The following is a 14053-nucleotide window of genomic DNA, read 5'->3' on the forward strand; positions in this document are numbered from 1 at the left end:
GCGCTGCCCGGCCCGTACGGACTGGCCCGGCACGCCGACGACGCGGCCCTGGTGCTGGCCGGACTCGGCGCGGCCTGAGCCGCACCCGCCGCGCCCCGGGTCACTGGCCGGGCGAGGGCGAGCTGCTGCCGGTGGGCGCGCCCAGGAAGGACTCCCAGCCCCCGGCCGGTGCCTGACCGACGTTCAGCGTGCGCAGCTTGCGCAGGGTGGACTCGTCCTGCAGCTCCAGCCACTCGACCAGCTGGCGGAAGGAGACCAGCTGGACCTCGGGCTTGCCGGCGATGTCCTTGAGCACGGCCTCGACGGCGTCCATGTAGATGCCGCCGTTCCACTGCTCGAAGTGGTTGCCGACGAAGAACGGCGCCCGGTTGCCGTTGTAGGCCCGGTTGAAGCCGGACAGGTAGCTCTGGTGCGCCGCGTCCCGCCAGGCGCCGAACTGGTTCGGGTCGCCCTTGGGATTGCCGTTGGACTGGTTGGCCATGATGTTGTAGTCCATCGACAGCACCTCGAAGGTGTGCCCCGGATACGGTATCGACTGGAGCGGGAAGTTCCAGATCTTGCCGTCCTGGACCTTCTGCGGCCAGGTCTGCTTCTCGCCCGGCGAGCTGGCGTCGTACTTCCACCCCAGCTTCGCGGCGGTGGGCAGCAGGCCCTTCTGGCCGTCCAGGCAGGGGGTGCGGCCGCCGATCAGCTCCTTGCGGTAGTCGAACGGGAAGGCCGGCACGTCGGTGAAGCCGGTGTTGGTCCGCCACTGGGTGACGAAGCCGACCGCCTGCTGGATCTCGCTCTCCCAGTCGTCCGGCGACCACTTGTTCACGCCGTTGTGGTCGGGCCGGGTGGAGCAGAAGTGCCCGTTGAAGTGGGTGCCGATCTCGTGCCCCTGCAGCCAGGCCTGGCTGATCAGCTTGATGGTGTTCTTCACCGCGCCGTCCGACAGGTACGGGATGTCGGAGGCGCCCACCGAGTGCTGCGGCGGGTGGTAGAGGTCCTTCTTGCCGCCGGGCAGGCAGTAGATGCCGGAGAGGAAGAAGGTGAAGGTGGCCTTGTGCTCCTCGGCCAGCTTGAGGAAGCGGGCGAACTGGCCGTCGTCGGTGGCGCCGGCGCCGTCCCAGGAGAAGACCACGAACTGCGGCGGGCGCTCGCCCGGCTTGAGCTTGCTGAAGGTCGGCTGGTTGGGCTGCGGACCGGTGTCGGAGGTGGAGCCGTCGCCGATCGGGGTGGCCTTGCCGGAGGGCGAGGGCACCGCGCCGCTCGGGTCGCCCGGGGCGGCCGAGCCGGACCCGGGCTTCGCGCTGTCCTGGTGGGAGCTCCCGGAGCTGCCACATGCGGTGAGGGCTCCCAGTGCCGCGGTGGCGGCGCCGGCGCCCAGCACCTTCCTGCGCGAGATGCTGCTCATGGTCTCCCCAACCAGGTCGCGCCCGGCGTCCCCTGTGGTGGTCGGGACCGGCCGGGCAAAATACGGCATTTGATCATTAATTTTTCCCTCAGGATGCCATGGAGCCGGGCCGGGCTCCAAGGATCCGCTCAGGAAGGACACTTCCCGTCAGACGGCGGGAAGTCGCGCGACGGCTCCGGGGAGTGCCGTTCTGTTGCAAGGTCGGGACATACCCGAGGGGGGAGGGGTGGCGCGCTGCCTCAGGCGGCGTCGCCGAGCGGGGCGGGCGCGGTCTGCTCGGCCAGCGGCGCCACCACGGACAGCCGGCGGTGGCGGCGGACCACCCGGGCCACCACGGCGCTGACCGCGGTGGCGGCCAGGCTGGAGACCGCCAGGCTGAGCCAGGCGGTGCTGAACACGTGCAGGTCCAGCCAGCCGAGGGTGACGATGTAGCCGGCCCAGATCAGCGAGGAGACCGCCGACCACTGCAGGAAGCTGCGGGAGCGGTGCGGCAGGTGGCCCACGGCCAGGTCCAGCACGGTCCGCCCGCCCGGGACGAACCGGGCCACGATCACCAGGGTGGCGGCGGTCCGGGTGGTCCGGCCGTCCAGCGCCTGCTGCACCCGGCGCACGCTGGCGGCCAGTTGCGGGCGCCGGGCCAGCCGGCGGCGCAGGAACGGGGCGCCGCGCCGGGCCAGCTTGAGCAGCAGCAGGTCGCCGAGGAAGGAGGCCAGCGCCACGGCCACGGCCAGCACCAGCGGGGCACCGGTCACCTTGGCGCTCTTGAGCACCGCGAGCACCACCAGGGTGCCGCTGGGCAGGAAGGGGAGGAAGGCGTCGCCGAGCACCGCCAGCACCGCCAGGGCGCTGAAACCGGCCGCCGTCACGAGCGCCGCACTTCCCATGATTCAGAAACTCCCTCCGGACCGCCCGGGGAGATCAGGTGGCTCAGGGGACCCACGCTATCGGCTCTCCCTTTAACCCCGCTAAGCGCCCCCTGAGCTTTTGATCACGGTGGGCCAAAAGGCATGGGCCCCGAGGGCGGGGTGTCCGCCCTCGGGGCCCATGAGGGTCGCCCTGAACTGGTCCAGTCCATGAGGCCTTGCTGAGGAGTGCGGCGCTGGTCGGCGCCGTTCACTGGTGACAAGACTGCCCGAGACGCCCCGCTCCGCGCGAGGGGACACGCTGGCGAGAACCGGCGCTGGCGTAATCCCGCCACTACGCAGCGCAGCAATTCTGGCGCGAAACGGCAGTAGACGATGCGTCAGGTACCCGCCCGGACTCGGTCGCCTCAGGCGCGCAGCGGGTCCGGGGCGCTGGCCCAGGGGCGGGCCAGCGCCGTGAAGCAGAGCAGCGCCGCCAGCCCCGCGCCCAGGATCACCGCAGCCATCGGCAGGGCGCTCGCGTGCCCGCCCAGGCCCACCAGTGCGGGCGCCACCGCCCCGGTGAGGAACTGGCAGGTGCCCAGCAGCGCCGAGGCGGTGCCGGCCGCGTGCGGGGCGCGCTGGAGCGCCAGTGCCGAGCTCGGCGGGGCCGCGATGCCCAGCCCGGCGGCCATCGCGAACAGCCCCGCGGTGATCGGCGCCAGCCCCGCGTGCCAGACGGTGCACATCAGCACCAGCGCCGCCCCGCTGCCGGCCAGCACCAGCACCCCGACCAACTGGATCGCGTGCGAGGGGAACCGGCCCAGCAGCAGCCGCCCGGTCACCTGGGACAGGCCCACCAGCCCCAGCTCGACCAGGGCGAAGATCAGGCTGTAGCGCTGCGCCGAGCCGTGGAAGACCTCCTGGACCACGTAGGGCGAGCCGGCGATGAAGGCGAACAGCGCGCCGAAGCCGCAGGAGACGGTCAGCAGGTAGGCACTGAACAGCCGGTCGGCCAGCAGCTCGCGCACGGTGCGCACGGTGTCCGGCAGCCCGCCGGCGCGCCGCCGTTCGCGCGGCAGCGTCTCGCGCACCAGCACCACCGCCGTGACGAAGATCACCGCCCCGACCACCGCCAGCACCCCGAACACCCCGCGCCAGCTGGTGAACCGCAGCACCTGGCCACCCAGGATCGGGGCCAGCAGCGGCGCCGAGCCGGAGACCAGCATCAGGGTGGCGGCGAACCGGGCGGCCGCCAGGCCGTCGAACAGGTCGCGCACCACGGCCCGCGAGATCACGATCCCGGCGGCCCCGGAGAGCCCCTGCACCACCCGGCAGACGATCAGCACCCGCACGTCCGGGGCCAGCGCGCACAGCGCGGTCGCCGCCACGTACAGGCCCAGGCCCACCAGCAGCGGGCGGCGGCGCCCCAGCGCGTCGCTCAGCGGCCCGGCCACCAGCTGACCCAGCGCCAGGCCCACCAGGCAGGCGGTCAGGGTCAGCTGGACCAGTGCGTCGCGGGTGTGCAGCCCGGTGGTGATGGTGGGCAGCGACGGGAGGTACATGTCCATCGACAGCGGCGCCAGCGCGCTCAGCGAGCCGAGCACCAGGGTGAGCAGCAGCCCGACCCGGGCGGCGGTGCCGGGCGGCGCGCCGACGGCGGTGGGGGCGGGGTCCAGGGCGGTGGGGGGAGAGTCCGGCACCGGACCACGGTAAGGGGTGAAGACCGGGAACAGTCCAGACCGGGTTCCTGTTGTCCACCGGCGGAACACCGAACCAGCCAGTGGAGGGCGAAGCGATGACCGGCGAGGACGGGCAGACCCGGACCGACGTGAAGGGCACGGCCCGGGGCAGTGCGCCGGCCCCGTTGTCGATCCTCGACCTGGCCACCGTCGGCGCCGGTCACACCGCGGCCGAGGCGTTGGCCGCCACCACCGAGCTGGCCCGGCACGCCGAGGAGTGGGGCTACCACCGGTTCTGGGTGGCCGAGCACCACGGCATGCCCGGGGTGGCCAGCTCCACCCCCGCCGTGCTGATCGCCCACCTGGGCGCGCACACCAGCACGCTGCGGCTCGGCTCCGGCGGGGTGATGCTGCCCAACCACGCGCCGCTGGCCGTCGCCGAGCAGTTCGGCCTGCTGGAGGCGCTGCACCCGGGCCGGATCGACCTGGGCCTGGGCCGCGCGCCGGGCACCGACCCGGCCACCGCCGCCGCGCTGCGCCGCGGCAGCGCGGACGAGGCCGACGAGTTCCCCCGGCTGCTGGGCGAACTGCTGCACTTCCTGGACGGGGACTTCCCGGACGGCCACCCCTACGCCCGGCTCACCGCGGTGCCGCGCGGCGACCGGCGTCCGCCGGTCTGGCTGCTCGGCTCCTCCGGCTTCAGCGCCCGGCTGGCCGGCCGGCTGGGCCTGCCGTTCGCCTTCGCGCACCACTTCAGCGCGGCCAACACGGTGCCCGCCCTGGAGCTGTACCGCCGCTACTTCGTGCCCTCCGCGGTGCTGGCCGAGCCGTACGCGCTGATCGGGGTGAGCGCCGTCGCGGTGCCCGAGGGCGGCACCGCGGCCGCGCGGTACCTGGCCGCCTCGGCGGGCCTGGGCATGCTGCGGCTGCGCCAGGGCCGCCCCGGCCCGATCCCGACGCCGCAGGAGGCCGCCGCCCACCCCTACACCCCCGCCGAGGCCGAGTTCCTGGACTCCTGGCTGGCCAACGTGGTGCTGGGCGGTCCGGGCGAGGTCGCCGACGGGTTGGAGGAGCTGCGCAAGCGCACCGGCGCGGACGAGCTGATGGTCACCTCGCACATCCACGGCCACCAGGCCCGGCTGACCTCCTACGGCCTGATCGCCGAGGCCTACGGCCTGCTCGGCTGACGGGGCCTCAGCCGCCGACCGGCGACCACTCGGCGTTCGGCGGGCGGACCCGGCCCTCGCGCAGTATCGCGGCCACCAGCGCGGCGTCCCCCGGGCGGGCGAAGAACCAGCCCTGGGCGGTGTCGCAGCCGGTCAGCCGCAGCCGCTCGGCCTGGGCCGCGCTCTCGATCCCCTCGGCCGTCACGGTCAGGCCCAGGTCGTGGGCGAGGCGGACCATCGCACCGACGATCTGCGCGTCCGCCTCGCTGCGGCGCGAGCGCGGCTCGGGGCGGCCGATCGGGGCCGGGTCGCGGAAGCCCTCGATGAAGGTGCCGTCCAGCTTCAGCGCGTGCACCGGCAGCCGGGACAGGTAGGCGAGGTTGGAGTAGCCGGTGCCGAAGTCGTCGATGGCGATCCGCACGCCCATGTCGGCCAGCGCCTGCAGCGCCTGCAGCGGCCGGCCGCTCGGGCCGAGCACCGCGGACTCGGTCAGCTCCAGCTGCAGCAGCCGGGCCGGCAGGCCGGTGCGGTCCAGCACCTGGGCCACGTCCGCCACCACGTCGGAGTCCCAGACCTGGCGGGCCGCCAGGTTGACGCTGACGAAGGCCTCGGTGTCGGGGAACTCGGCCAGCCAGCCCCGGGCCTGCCGGCAGGACTCCTCCAGCACCCACTTGCCCAGCGGCACGATCGCCCCGGACTCCTCGGCCAGCGGGATGAACCGGTCGGGGGAGAGGGTGCCGAACCGCGGGTGCCGCCAGCGCACCAGCGCCTCGGCGCCGTGCACGGTGCCGTCCGCGAGGCCGACCAGCGGCTGGTACTCCACGGTGAACTCGCCGCGCTCCAGCGCCGGGCGCAGCGCGGTGGTGAGCAGCCGGCGGGTCAGCTGGTGGGCGCCGCGGTCGCGGTCGTACAGCGTCCAGCGGGCCCGGCCGTCCGCCTTGGACCAGTAGAGGGTGGCGTCGGCGTCCTTGACCAGGTCGTTCGGCGTGGTGCCGGACACCGGGCGCTCCACCACGCCGACGCTGGCGGTCACCGCGAGCCGGTGCCCCGCGACGTCGAACGGGCGCTCCAGCACGGTGAGCAGCTGGGCGGCCAGCGTGGTCAGCTGCTCGCTGCCCTCGCTGTCGGGGACCAGCACGGCGAACTCGTCGCCGCCGAGCCGGGCCACCAGTCGGCCGCCGGCGCCGCCGAAGTGCCGCTCCAGCCGGGCCGCCACCGCGCTCAGCAGCTGGTCGCCGATGTGGTGGCCCAGGGTGTCGTTGATCGCGGCGAAGCCGTCCAGGTCGACGTAGCAGACGCCGACCCGGCGCCCGTCGCCCTCGGCGGCCGGGGTGCAGGCGGTGGTCAGCCGCTCGAAGAAGAGAGCGCGGTTGGGCAGCCTGGTCAGCGGGTCGTGCAGCGCCTGGTAGGCGAGCCGGTCGCCGAGCCGGCGGCGTTCGGTCACGTCCTCGAACATCGCCAGCGTGTAGTAGGGCAGCCCCTCGGCGTCGCGGACCAGCGAGAGGGTCACGCTGCTCCACACCTCGCGCCCGTCGCGGTGCCTGAGCCGCTTCTCCACCCGGACCCGGTCGCGGACCCCGGTGACCAGCTCGCGGTGCAGCCGGCGCGGGACCTCGTCCGGCTCGATCACCTCGTGGACGGGCAGCCGGACCAGCTCCTGCGGCTCGCGCCCGAGCATCGCGGCGAAGGCCGGGTTGGCCTCGATCACGACGTCCTCGGGGTCGATCAGCAGCATGCCGATGCCGGCGTCGGCGAAGGCGGCCCGGAACCGGGACTCGCTGGCGCGCAGGGCGGCCAGCAGCTCGTTGGCGTCCGGGGTGAGGCTGTCGGGCAGCGGATGGGCACAGTTGGGGCAGTGCGAGGGTGAAGGTGGCAGGTGGATCGGGACCGGTGTGCCGCAGGGCGGTGGATCGTCCTGCCGCACGCCCTGTGCGTCGGCCCCCTCGTTCCGGCCTCGCACGGCACGCTCCCGTCCTCAGCTGATGGCGCTCCCGCTGCGCCGGTCCGACCGCCGGGCCTTGGCGACCGACCGTCAAAACAGCGCACTGCGGCCGATCATAGGACGCGCTGCGGAGAACCGACCACAGCCGACAGGGTGATTCCCCGGATTTCGAGGCAGCGGTCGACGGAAAGCGGAACGCCCCCGGCGCGCACAGTGTTTCGTGCGCCGGGGGCGTGCGCTGGCAGCTGCCGGGTCAGGCGAGCTTGGCGTTGAGCGTGATGGTGGTGCCCGTCAGCGCCTTGCTCACCGGGCAGTTGGCCTTGGCGTCCTCGGCGGCCTTGACGAAGCCGGCCTCGTCGAGCCCGTCGACCTGGCCGACCACGGTCAGCACGATGCCGGTGATGCCCTCGCCCGGCTGGAAGGTGACGTCCGCCTGGACGTCCAGCTTGGTGGGCGGGGTGCCGGCGCCGGCCAGGCCGTGCGAGAGCGCCATCGAGAAGCAGGCCGAGTGGGCCCCGGCGATCAGCTCCTCGGGGCTGGTCTTGCCGTTCGGCTCCTCCGAGCGGGCCGGCCAGGACACCGGGAACTGCCCGATGCCGGAGGAGGCGAAGGTCACCTCGCCCTTGCCGGCCAGCAGGTTGCCCTCCCACGCGGTGCGAGCGGTGCGAACAGTAGCCACGATCGGTACCTCCTGCGGTATGTCAGTTCGGTCACGCCGGGGCCAGCCTAAGGCACCTGACGCTACGGGAGCTGACAGAAGGTCACCAGGGCGCCCGCCGGGTCGGCGCACGGCACCAGGCGGCCGTACGGGGAGTCGAAGGGCTCGCGCAGCACCCGGCCGCCCAGGCCCTCGACCTGCTCGGCCGCGTGGTCGGCGTCGACCACGGCGAAGGAGGTGGCCCAGTGCGGACGGGTCACCTGGGTGCGGTAGCGGCCGCAGACCGGCAGGTCGCCGGTGGCCGGCAGCGACCAGGCGGTGTAGTCGAAGCCGCGGCCGTCGCCGATCTGCTTCTGCCGGTAGGGGAAGAGCTCGGCGAAGAAGGCGTCGGCGGGCTCGGCCTCCGGGGTGGTCAGCTCGTGCCAGCACATCGCGCCCGGCTCGCCGTAGACGGCCGCGCCGTGGTGGCCGGCGGGCTGCCACAGGCCGAAGGCGGCGCCGGCCGGGTCGTAGGCGAAGGCCAGCCGGCCCGCGCCCGGGACCCGGTGCGGGCCGAAGACGGCGGTGCCGCCGGCCCGGGTGACCCGGTCGTACACCGCGTCCAGGTCGGCGGCGGCCAGGTAGACGTTCCAGGCCGCCGGCAGCTTCTCCGCCCCGGCCGGCGGCGGCATCAGCGCGGCGGCCGGGCGGCCCCGGCTCAGGCACATGGTGTAGCCGTTGAAGTCCGGCCCGAGCTCCTGGAACTCCCAGCCGAGGACCGGGCCGTAGAAGTCCTGGGCACCGAGCGGGTCGGTGGTGGTGAGGTCGACCCAGCAGGGGGCGCCGTCGGGGTAGGAGTCGCGCACGGGCATCGGGCGGGGGCCTTTCTGGGGCTGGCGTCACGGGGCGCCGGGGTACGGCGGACGTGCGGTCAGGATCGGCCCGGCCGGCACGGTCCGCAACCGGAGCGTCGCGGACAGTGGCCTGTCCGGATGCTGGACAGCGCGGCGGAAAGAAGCGGGCCGAACGGGCCCGGCCTGTTAGATTTGCCCGGCCCGCGCCCCGGGCGAGGACCTGGCCGCGCGACAACCGGAGCGGAGCGGAATACCGATGACCGAGCAGCAGCACACCAGCCTGGACGACGTGGCCCCGGAGGTCCGGGCCGAACTCGCGGGGCTGCGGCAGAGCATCGACAACATCGACGCCGCCGTGGTGCACATGCTGGCCGAGCGCTTCAAGGCCACCCAGCGGGTCGGCACCCTGAAGGCCGAGCACCGGCTGCCCGCCGCCGACCCGGCCCGCGAGCGCGACCAGATCCGGCGGCTGCGGGAGCTCGCCGCGGGCGCGCACCTGGATCCGGTGTTCGCCGAGAAGTTCCTGAACTTCATCATCGCCGAGGTGATCCGCCACCACGAGGCGATCGCCAACGACGCGAAGTGAGCGGCCGGGGCCGCGGCCCCGTCAGCGGTGCGCCGGGTGCCGGTCCGGCTCGGCGGCCGCCGGCGCGGGGGCCGGCCCGGCGGGCTCCGCGGGCTTGGTGACCTGGGCCGTGAACGCCCCGAGCAGCACCAGCAGGCCGCCCACCAGCTGCGCCGTCCCCAGCCGCTCCCCGAGCAGCACCCAGGCCAGCACGGTGGCGACCACCGCCTCGACGTTGGCCACCACGCCGGCCACCGGCGGCGAGAGGTGGCGCACCGAGACCACCCCGGTCAGGTAGGCCAGCACGGTGGCGACCAGGATCATCCAGGCGGCCGGCAGCAGTGCCGGCACCTGGTGGCGGGCCAGCGGCACGTCGCCGCCGAGCACCGACCAGCGCCCCTCCCAGGGCCGGGTGACCGCGGTCAGCGCGACCGCGCCGATCAGCAGGCCGTACGCGGAGACGCCCAGCGGGTCGGCCGGCCGGTCGCCCCGGCTGCCCGCGTCGGCCAGCACGAAGTAGCCGACCTGGCAGCAGGCCGCGGCCAGCGCGAAGACCACCCCGAGCGCGTCGAACCGCAGGCCGTGCCAGGCCTCCACCACGCAGACCAGTCCGGTGACCGCCACCGCGGCCCCGATCGCGGCGCCCCGGCTGACCGGCTTGCACTGCACGAAGCGGACGTAGCCGAGCAGCAGCAGCGGCCCGAGGTACTCGATCAGCAGCGCCACCCCGACCGGGATCCGGGAGATCGCCGCGAAGTAGCACGCCTGCACCCCGGCCACCGCCAGCAGTCCGAAGCCGACCAGCAGCCCCGGCCGCTCGCGCACGATCGCCCGGTGCTTCCAGGCCAGCGGCAGCAGGACCAGCGCGGCGCCGGTGGCGCGCAGCCAGACCACGTGCAGCGGCGAGAGGCCGGCCTCGATCAGCGGCTTGGCCGCGGTGCCGGAACCGCCGAAGGAGAACGCGGAGACCAGGGCGAGCGCCAGTCCGAGGCTGCGCCACTCGGGTCGCGGGGCGGCGGAGGAGGAGTGCATCGGGGCATTGTGCCAGGTCACGGGCGTGGGTGAAAGGGGCCATCCGGTCGGACGGTGCTGTCACCGGCCGGACGGTCAGCCCCGTGCGCCGCTCGCGGTGGCGCCGGTCACCGGGGCGCCGACGGCGTCGGACAGCGGGAGCCAGAGCCGCACCCGGAAGCCGCCGTCCGCCAGCACCTCGGCGCTGATGGTGCCGCCGAGCAGCGCGGCCCGCTCGCGCAGTCCGATCAGCCCGTGCTGGCCGCCCGGCAGCTCCGGGTCCGAGCTCGGGCCGCCGGGCGCCTCGTTGTGCACCGAGACCCACAGGCAGTCCGGCTCGATCCGGACCGCGACCTCGGTGGACGCGCCCGGCGCGTGCTTGCGCACGTTGGTCAGCGCCTCCTGGACGGTGCGGTAGGCGGCCCGCTCCACCGGCTCCGGCAGCGGGCGCTCGGCCAGCCCGTCGATCCGCAGCGTGGCGTGCACCTCGGCGGCCGCCACCAGCCGGGGCAGGTCGGCCAGTCGGGGCTGCGGCACCAGCTCGGTGGGTCCGGCGCCGGCCGCCCGCAGCACCAGGATCATCGAGCGCAGCTCCTCCAGGGTGGCCACCGCCAGCTCGCGCAGGGTGCCGGCGGTCTCCCGGGTCTGCGGGTCCTTGGTGGTCACCTGGAGCGCGCCGGCCTGCACCGCGATCAGGCCGGCCTGGTGCGAGACCACGTCGTGCATCTCGCGGGCGATCCGGGCCCGCTCCTCGGCCAACACCGTCTTGGCGTACAGCGCCCGCTCGTGGTCGCGCAGCACCGCCAGCTCGGCGACCCGGGCGGACAGGTCGAGCCGGGTCTGGGCCAGCAGCCCGAGGAAGACCGGCCCGCTGCCGAGCACCGCGGCGTAGATCAGGTGCTGGGTGATGTCGCTGGCGCTCTCCTTGGCGAAGTCGCTGATCGGCCACGGTATGAAGCTGCCGATCACCACCGCCAGCGCCGCCACGGCCTTCTGCCAGTTCGGCCGGGTGGTCCGGGAGACGGTGTAGGCGGCCACCATCGAGGCGATCATCGCGCTGCCCGCGTACAGGCCCGGCAGGGTGAGCAGCAGCACGGTGCGCGGGAACCGGCGGCGCAGCAGCAGCACGCCGGCCGCGCCCAGCGAGACCCAGAAGTGCCAGTCGCGCGGCGGCGGGAAGTTCAGCAGCGCGTCCAGGGTGGCGGGCACCACCAGCAGCACGTCGACCGCCACCGCGTGCCAGCGCCGCTCGGGCCGCCACACCCAGCCGGCCAGCCGCCGCAGCGGCCGCACCGCCCGCGCTCTGAAGTCCGCCACGTCCTGCTCCGTTCCCTGCCGGCCCCACTCCGCGCGACCGTACCTCACCGGTCGGCGATCCGGGACCGGCCACGGGTGGCCGCCGAACGCGCGCAGCCCGCGCCCGGCTGTGGAACGGTGGGGAGGGCCGGGGGCGGACCCGCGAGAGGAGAGGCCCATGTCGTCGAAGCGCCGTCGGAAGAAGAAGGCCCGCGCCAGGCGCGGCGCGAACCACGGACGCCGTCCGCAGTGCTGAACGCCACTGGGCCGGGGCACCCGCCGGGTGCCCCGGCTCAGTGCTGCCCGGCCACCGCCAGCAGGCCGAGGATGCCGTCGACCGCCTGGTCGAAGGGCTCGGTGCCGTCGGCCGCGCGGGCCAGCACGTAGCCGCCCTGGAGCACGGCGACCACGGCGGACGCGGTGGCGGCGGGGTCCAGCCCCGGGCGCAGCTCGCCGGCGGCCAGGCCCTCGGCGAGGATGCCGGTCAGCCGGGTCCGCAGCCAGGCGAACATCTGCTCCACCGGCCGGCGCAGGGCCGGGTCGGCCATCACGTCCGGGTCCTGGGTCAGCCGGCCGATCGGGCAGCCCTTCAGGACGTCCCGCTCGCGCCGCAGGTAGGCGGTGATCCGCTGGACCGCCGTGCCGGGGCCGCCCAGCTGGGCCTCGGCCTGGGCCCGGCGCTCGTCGGCGGTGCGGGTGATCGCGGCCAGGGCCAGGTCGGGCTTGCCGGTGAAGTGGTGGTACATGCTGCCCTGGCCCACGCCCGCGCGCTGCTGGATGGCCTTCGGGCTGGTGCCGACGTAGCCGCGCTCCCAGAGCAGGGCCCGGGTGCTCTCGATCAGGCGGTCCTGAGTGGTCATGCTGTACATACTAATCGGTACAACGCCTGCCAAAAAGCGAGGCCCTCCGCTTCCGCGGAGGGCCTCGCTGTCGTTGGTGCGCCGCCAGGGACTCGAACCCCGGACCCGCTGATTAAGAGTCAGCTGCTCTAACCAACTGAGCTAGCGGCGCCTGTTCAACGGGGAGAACATTACCCGATCAGTACCGCCTACCCGAAATCGGGGCCGGTCAACCGTGGTGCACCCGCAGGAGCAGGGCGTGCAGCTGGGCGCGTTCGGCGGCGCTGAGGGGGGCGAGGAGTTCGTCCCGGACCTGCTCGGCCTCGGTGGTCTGCTCGGCGAGGGCCGCGCGGCCGGCGGCGGTGAGGGTGACCTGGATCCGGCGGCGGTCGGCGGTGGACCGGGTCCGCTCGACCTCGCCGAGCGCGGCCAGCTCGTCCAGCACCTTGACCAGGTCGCTCGGGTCGATGGCCAGGCGCTCGGCGAGCTCCCGCTGGACCTGCGGGCCGAAGTCGGCGAGCGCGGCCAGGACCGCCATCTGGCGCAGGGTCCGGCTGCGGGCGCCGAGGCGGGTGGCCAGGCGGGCGCGGGCCGTCTTGCCGGTGCGGGAGAGCAGGTAGGTGGTGAGGGCGAGCAGGCTGGGCGGGGTGGAGGCGTCCATGGCGTTGATTGTAGGGTGGCGCCAATGATGGGTATGTACCCACTATTTGGAGGGGTCTTCGATGGACGCGTTCTACCCCCGGCTGCTGGTCTCCCGGTTCGCCGAGTGCTTCCGGTTCTACGACGCGGTGCTGCCGGTGCTGATGGGCGCCGAGCGCGGCAAGGGCGAGGAGGGCGGACCGTACGCGCACTGGGAGCGGGAGGGGCGCACGGTGCTGGCGCTGTTCGACCGCGCGATGCAGGCCGCGGTGGTGCCGCTGGCGACCGGGGCGGGGCAGGACGGGCTGCTGCTGGTCTGGCGGGTGGCGGAGGTGGACGCGGCGCTGGCCCACTGCCTCGCGCACGGCGGCACGCTGATCACTCCGGCCGCCGACCGTCCCGCCTGGGGCCCGTCCCTGCGGACCGCGCACGTCCGCGATCCGCAGGGCACGTTGCTCGAACTGCAGTCGTATCAGGACTGATCGACCGGCGCCTTGGTGCGCAGCAGCTCGACGAAGGCGCGCAGCCAGGCGGGGTGGTCGGGCCAGGCGCGGGCGGAGACCAGCAGGCCGTCGACCACCGCCTCGCCGTCCCGGTAGTGGGCGCCCGCCGCCTTCACGTCCGGCTCCAGGGCGGGGTAGGCGGCGGTGGTGCGCCCGGTCAGCACCCCGGCGGCGGCGGTGATCTGCGGGCCGTGGCAGATCTGCGCGACCGGCTTGTCGGTGTCGAAGAAGTGCGCGGTGATCCGCTGGACCCGGGGGTCGTTGCGCAGGTACTCCGGCGCCCGCCCGCCGGGGATCACCAGGGCGGCGTACGCGGTCGGGTCCACCTCGTCGAACGAGAGGTCGGCGGGCCAGGTGTACCCGGGCTTCTCGGTGTAGGTGTCGAACCCGTCCTCGAAGTCGTGCACCACGAAGCGCAGCTTCTTGCGGCTGGGTGCCGCGATGTCCACCTGGTACCCCTCCTCGCGCAGCCGCTGGTAGGGGTAGAGCACCTCCAGCGACTCCGCCGCATCCCCGGTGACGATCAGCACCTTCACAGCCATGCCCGGCCTCGATTCGAAAGGAGAGGAACGTGGGAACGGGCGTGCGGTAGCGCTCCGGTCGCGCAACGTCACCGCCGTCCGGCCTGCTTCCTCCCCGGCCGTGCGGGCGCGGAAACGCCGAAGGCCCCTCGCTCTCGCG

The 14053-nt window shown here is 74.2% G+C and carries 14 protein-coding genes and 1 tRNA gene; 3 read left to right on the forward strand and 12 right to left on the reverse strand.

What is annotated here, in order from left to right; genetic code table 11:
- Positions 1–100: 100 nt before the first annotated feature.
- The 3 genes from ACFW1A_RS29155 to ACFW1A_RS29165 form a co-directional block, all read right to left on the reverse strand.
- The gene (locus ACFW1A_RS29155) at positions 101–1396 is read right to left on the reverse strand and encodes a hypothetical protein (protein ID WP_380413828.1); all 1296 of its coding nucleotides are present in this window, start codon (positions 1394–1396) and stop codon (positions 101–103) included.
- Positions 1397–1635: 239 nt separating this feature from the next.
- Positions 1636–2280, reverse strand: a complete 645-nt coding sequence (locus tag ACFW1A_RS29160) for a DedA family protein (protein WP_380413831.1) — start codon at positions 2278–2280, stop codon at positions 1636–1638.
- A gap of 386 nt (positions 2281–2666) precedes the next feature.
- Complete coding sequence (locus tag ACFW1A_RS29165) at positions 2667–3941, reverse strand: multidrug effflux MFS transporter (RefSeq protein ID WP_380413834.1); 1275 nt, start codon at positions 3939–3941, stop codon at positions 2667–2669.
- A gap of 95 nt (positions 3942–4036) precedes the next feature.
- On the opposite strand from ACFW1A_RS29165, the gene ACFW1A_RS29170 reads away from it, so the two are divergent.
- The gene (locus ACFW1A_RS29170; protein WP_380413836.1) at positions 4037–5107 is read left to right on the forward strand and encodes an LLM class flavin-dependent oxidoreductase; all 1071 of its coding nucleotides are present in this window, start codon (positions 4037–4039) and stop codon (positions 5105–5107) included.
- Positions 5108–5114: 7 nt separating this feature from the next.
- Here ACFW1A_RS29170 and ACFW1A_RS29175 read toward each other — a convergent pair whose 3' ends face one another.
- From ACFW1A_RS29175 to ACFW1A_RS29185, 3 genes are all read right to left on the reverse strand, one after another.
- On the reverse strand, positions 5115–7046 hold the full coding sequence (locus ACFW1A_RS29175) for a putative bifunctional diguanylate cyclase/phosphodiesterase (RefSeq protein WP_380413839.1): 1932 nt from the start codon (positions 7044–7046) through the stop codon (positions 5115–5117).
- 235 nt (positions 7047–7281) lie between these two features.
- The gene (locus tag ACFW1A_RS29180; RefSeq protein WP_380413843.1) at positions 7282–7707 is read right to left on the reverse strand and encodes an OsmC family protein; all 426 of its coding nucleotides are present in this window, start codon (positions 7705–7707) and stop codon (positions 7282–7284) included.
- 62 nt (positions 7708–7769) lie between these two features.
- Entirely contained in the window at positions 7770–8537 is a 768-nt protein-coding gene (locus ACFW1A_RS29185; protein WP_380413846.1) for a VOC family protein, read from the reverse strand.
- A 238-nt stretch (positions 8538–8775) separates the two neighbouring features.
- On the opposite strand from ACFW1A_RS29185, the gene ACFW1A_RS29190 reads away from it, so the two are divergent.
- Entirely contained in the window at positions 8776–9105 is a 330-nt protein-coding gene (locus ACFW1A_RS29190) for a chorismate mutase (RefSeq protein ID WP_380413850.1), read from the forward strand.
- Between the two features lie 21 nt (positions 9106–9126).
- On the opposite strand, the gene ACFW1A_RS29195 is transcribed toward ACFW1A_RS29190, so the two are convergent.
- The 5 genes from ACFW1A_RS29195 to ACFW1A_RS29215 all read right to left on the reverse strand — a co-directional run bounded on the left by ACFW1A_RS29195 (position 9127) and on the right by ACFW1A_RS29215 (position 12891).
- The gene (locus ACFW1A_RS29195) at positions 9127–10116 is read right to left on the reverse strand and encodes a DMT family transporter (RefSeq protein ID WP_380413853.1); all 990 of its coding nucleotides are present in this window, start codon (positions 10114–10116) and stop codon (positions 9127–9129) included.
- 75 nt (positions 10117–10191) lie between these two features.
- Positions 10192–11412, reverse strand: a complete 1221-nt coding sequence (locus ACFW1A_RS29200) for a sensor histidine kinase (protein WP_380413855.1) — start codon at positions 11410–11412, stop codon at positions 10192–10194.
- A gap of 272 nt (positions 11413–11684) precedes the next feature.
- Positions 11685–12251 (reverse strand): TetR/AcrR family transcriptional regulator, encoded by a 567-nt coding sequence (locus tag ACFW1A_RS29205; protein WP_380413857.1) that lies wholly within the window; start codon positions 12249–12251, stop codon positions 11685–11687.
- A 74-nt stretch (positions 12252–12325) separates the two neighbouring features.
- Positions 12326–12402, reverse strand: a tRNA-Lys gene (locus ACFW1A_RS29210).
- A gap of 57 nt (positions 12403–12459) precedes the next feature.
- Positions 12460–12891 carry a MarR family winged helix-turn-helix transcriptional regulator gene (locus ACFW1A_RS29215; protein ID WP_380413859.1) on the reverse strand — a complete coding sequence of 144 codons (432 nt, stop codon included), beginning with the start codon at positions 12889–12891 and terminating at the stop codon, positions 12460–12462.
- Between the two features lie 61 nt (positions 12892–12952).
- Here ACFW1A_RS29215 and ACFW1A_RS29220 point away from each other — a divergent pair, with 61 nt between their 5' ends.
- Positions 12953–13351 (forward strand): VOC family protein, encoded by a 399-nt coding sequence (locus tag ACFW1A_RS29220; RefSeq protein ID WP_380413861.1) that lies wholly within the window; start codon positions 12953–12955, stop codon positions 13349–13351.
- Here ACFW1A_RS29220 and ACFW1A_RS29225 read toward each other — a convergent pair.
- On the reverse strand, positions 13342–13914 hold the full coding sequence (locus ACFW1A_RS29225; RefSeq protein WP_380413863.1) for a DJ-1/PfpI family protein: 573 nt from the start codon (positions 13912–13914) through the stop codon (positions 13342–13344). The genes ACFW1A_RS29220 and ACFW1A_RS29225 overlap by 10 nt on opposite strands.
- Between the last annotated feature and the right edge of the window lie 139 nt (positions 13915–14053).

The organism is Kitasatospora sp. NPDC058965, from assembly GCF_042741245.1.
In the GTDB taxonomy this organism is placed as follows: domain Bacteria; phylum Actinomycetota; class Actinomycetes; order Streptomycetales; family Streptomycetaceae; genus Kitasatospora.

Excerpts from the sequence above, each read along its gene's own strand:
- ACFW1A_RS29155 (WP_380413828.1), bottom strand. The coding sequence starts at position 1,396 with ATGAGCAGCATCTCGCGCAGGAAGGTGCTGGGCGCCGGCGCCGCCACC.
- ACFW1A_RS29160 (WP_380413831.1), bottom strand. The coding sequence starts at position 2,280 with ATGGGAAGTGCGGCGCTCGTGACGGCGGCCGGTTTCAGCGCCCTGGCG.
- ACFW1A_RS29170 (WP_380413836.1), top strand. The coding sequence starts at position 4,037 with ATGACCGGCGAGGACGGGCAGACCCGGACCGACGTGAAGGGCACGGCC.
- ACFW1A_RS29185 (WP_380413846.1), bottom strand. The coding sequence starts at position 8,537 with ATGCCCGTGCGCGACTCCTACCCCGACGGCGCCCCCTGCTGGGTCGAC.
- ACFW1A_RS29190 (WP_380413850.1), top strand. The coding sequence starts at position 8,776 with ATGACCGAGCAGCAGCACACCAGCCTGGACGACGTGGCCCCGGAGGTC.
- ACFW1A_RS29195 (WP_380413853.1), bottom strand. The coding sequence starts at position 10,116 with ATGCACTCCTCCTCCGCCGCCCCGCGACCCGAGTGGCGCAGCCTCGGA.
- ACFW1A_RS29205 (WP_380413857.1), bottom strand. The coding sequence starts at position 12,251 with ATGACCACTCAGGACCGCCTGATCGAGAGCACCCGGGCCCTGCTCTGG.
- ACFW1A_RS29215 (WP_380413859.1), bottom strand. The coding sequence starts at position 12,891 with ATGGACGCCTCCACCCCGCCCAGCCTGCTCGCCCTCACCACCTACCTG.
- ACFW1A_RS29220 (WP_380413861.1), top strand. The coding sequence starts at position 12,953 with ATGGACGCGTTCTACCCCCGGCTGCTGGTCTCCCGGTTCGCCGAGTGC.
- ACFW1A_RS29225 (WP_380413863.1), bottom strand. The coding sequence starts at position 13,914 with ATGGCTGTGAAGGTGCTGATCGTCACCGGGGATGCGGCGGAGTCGCTG.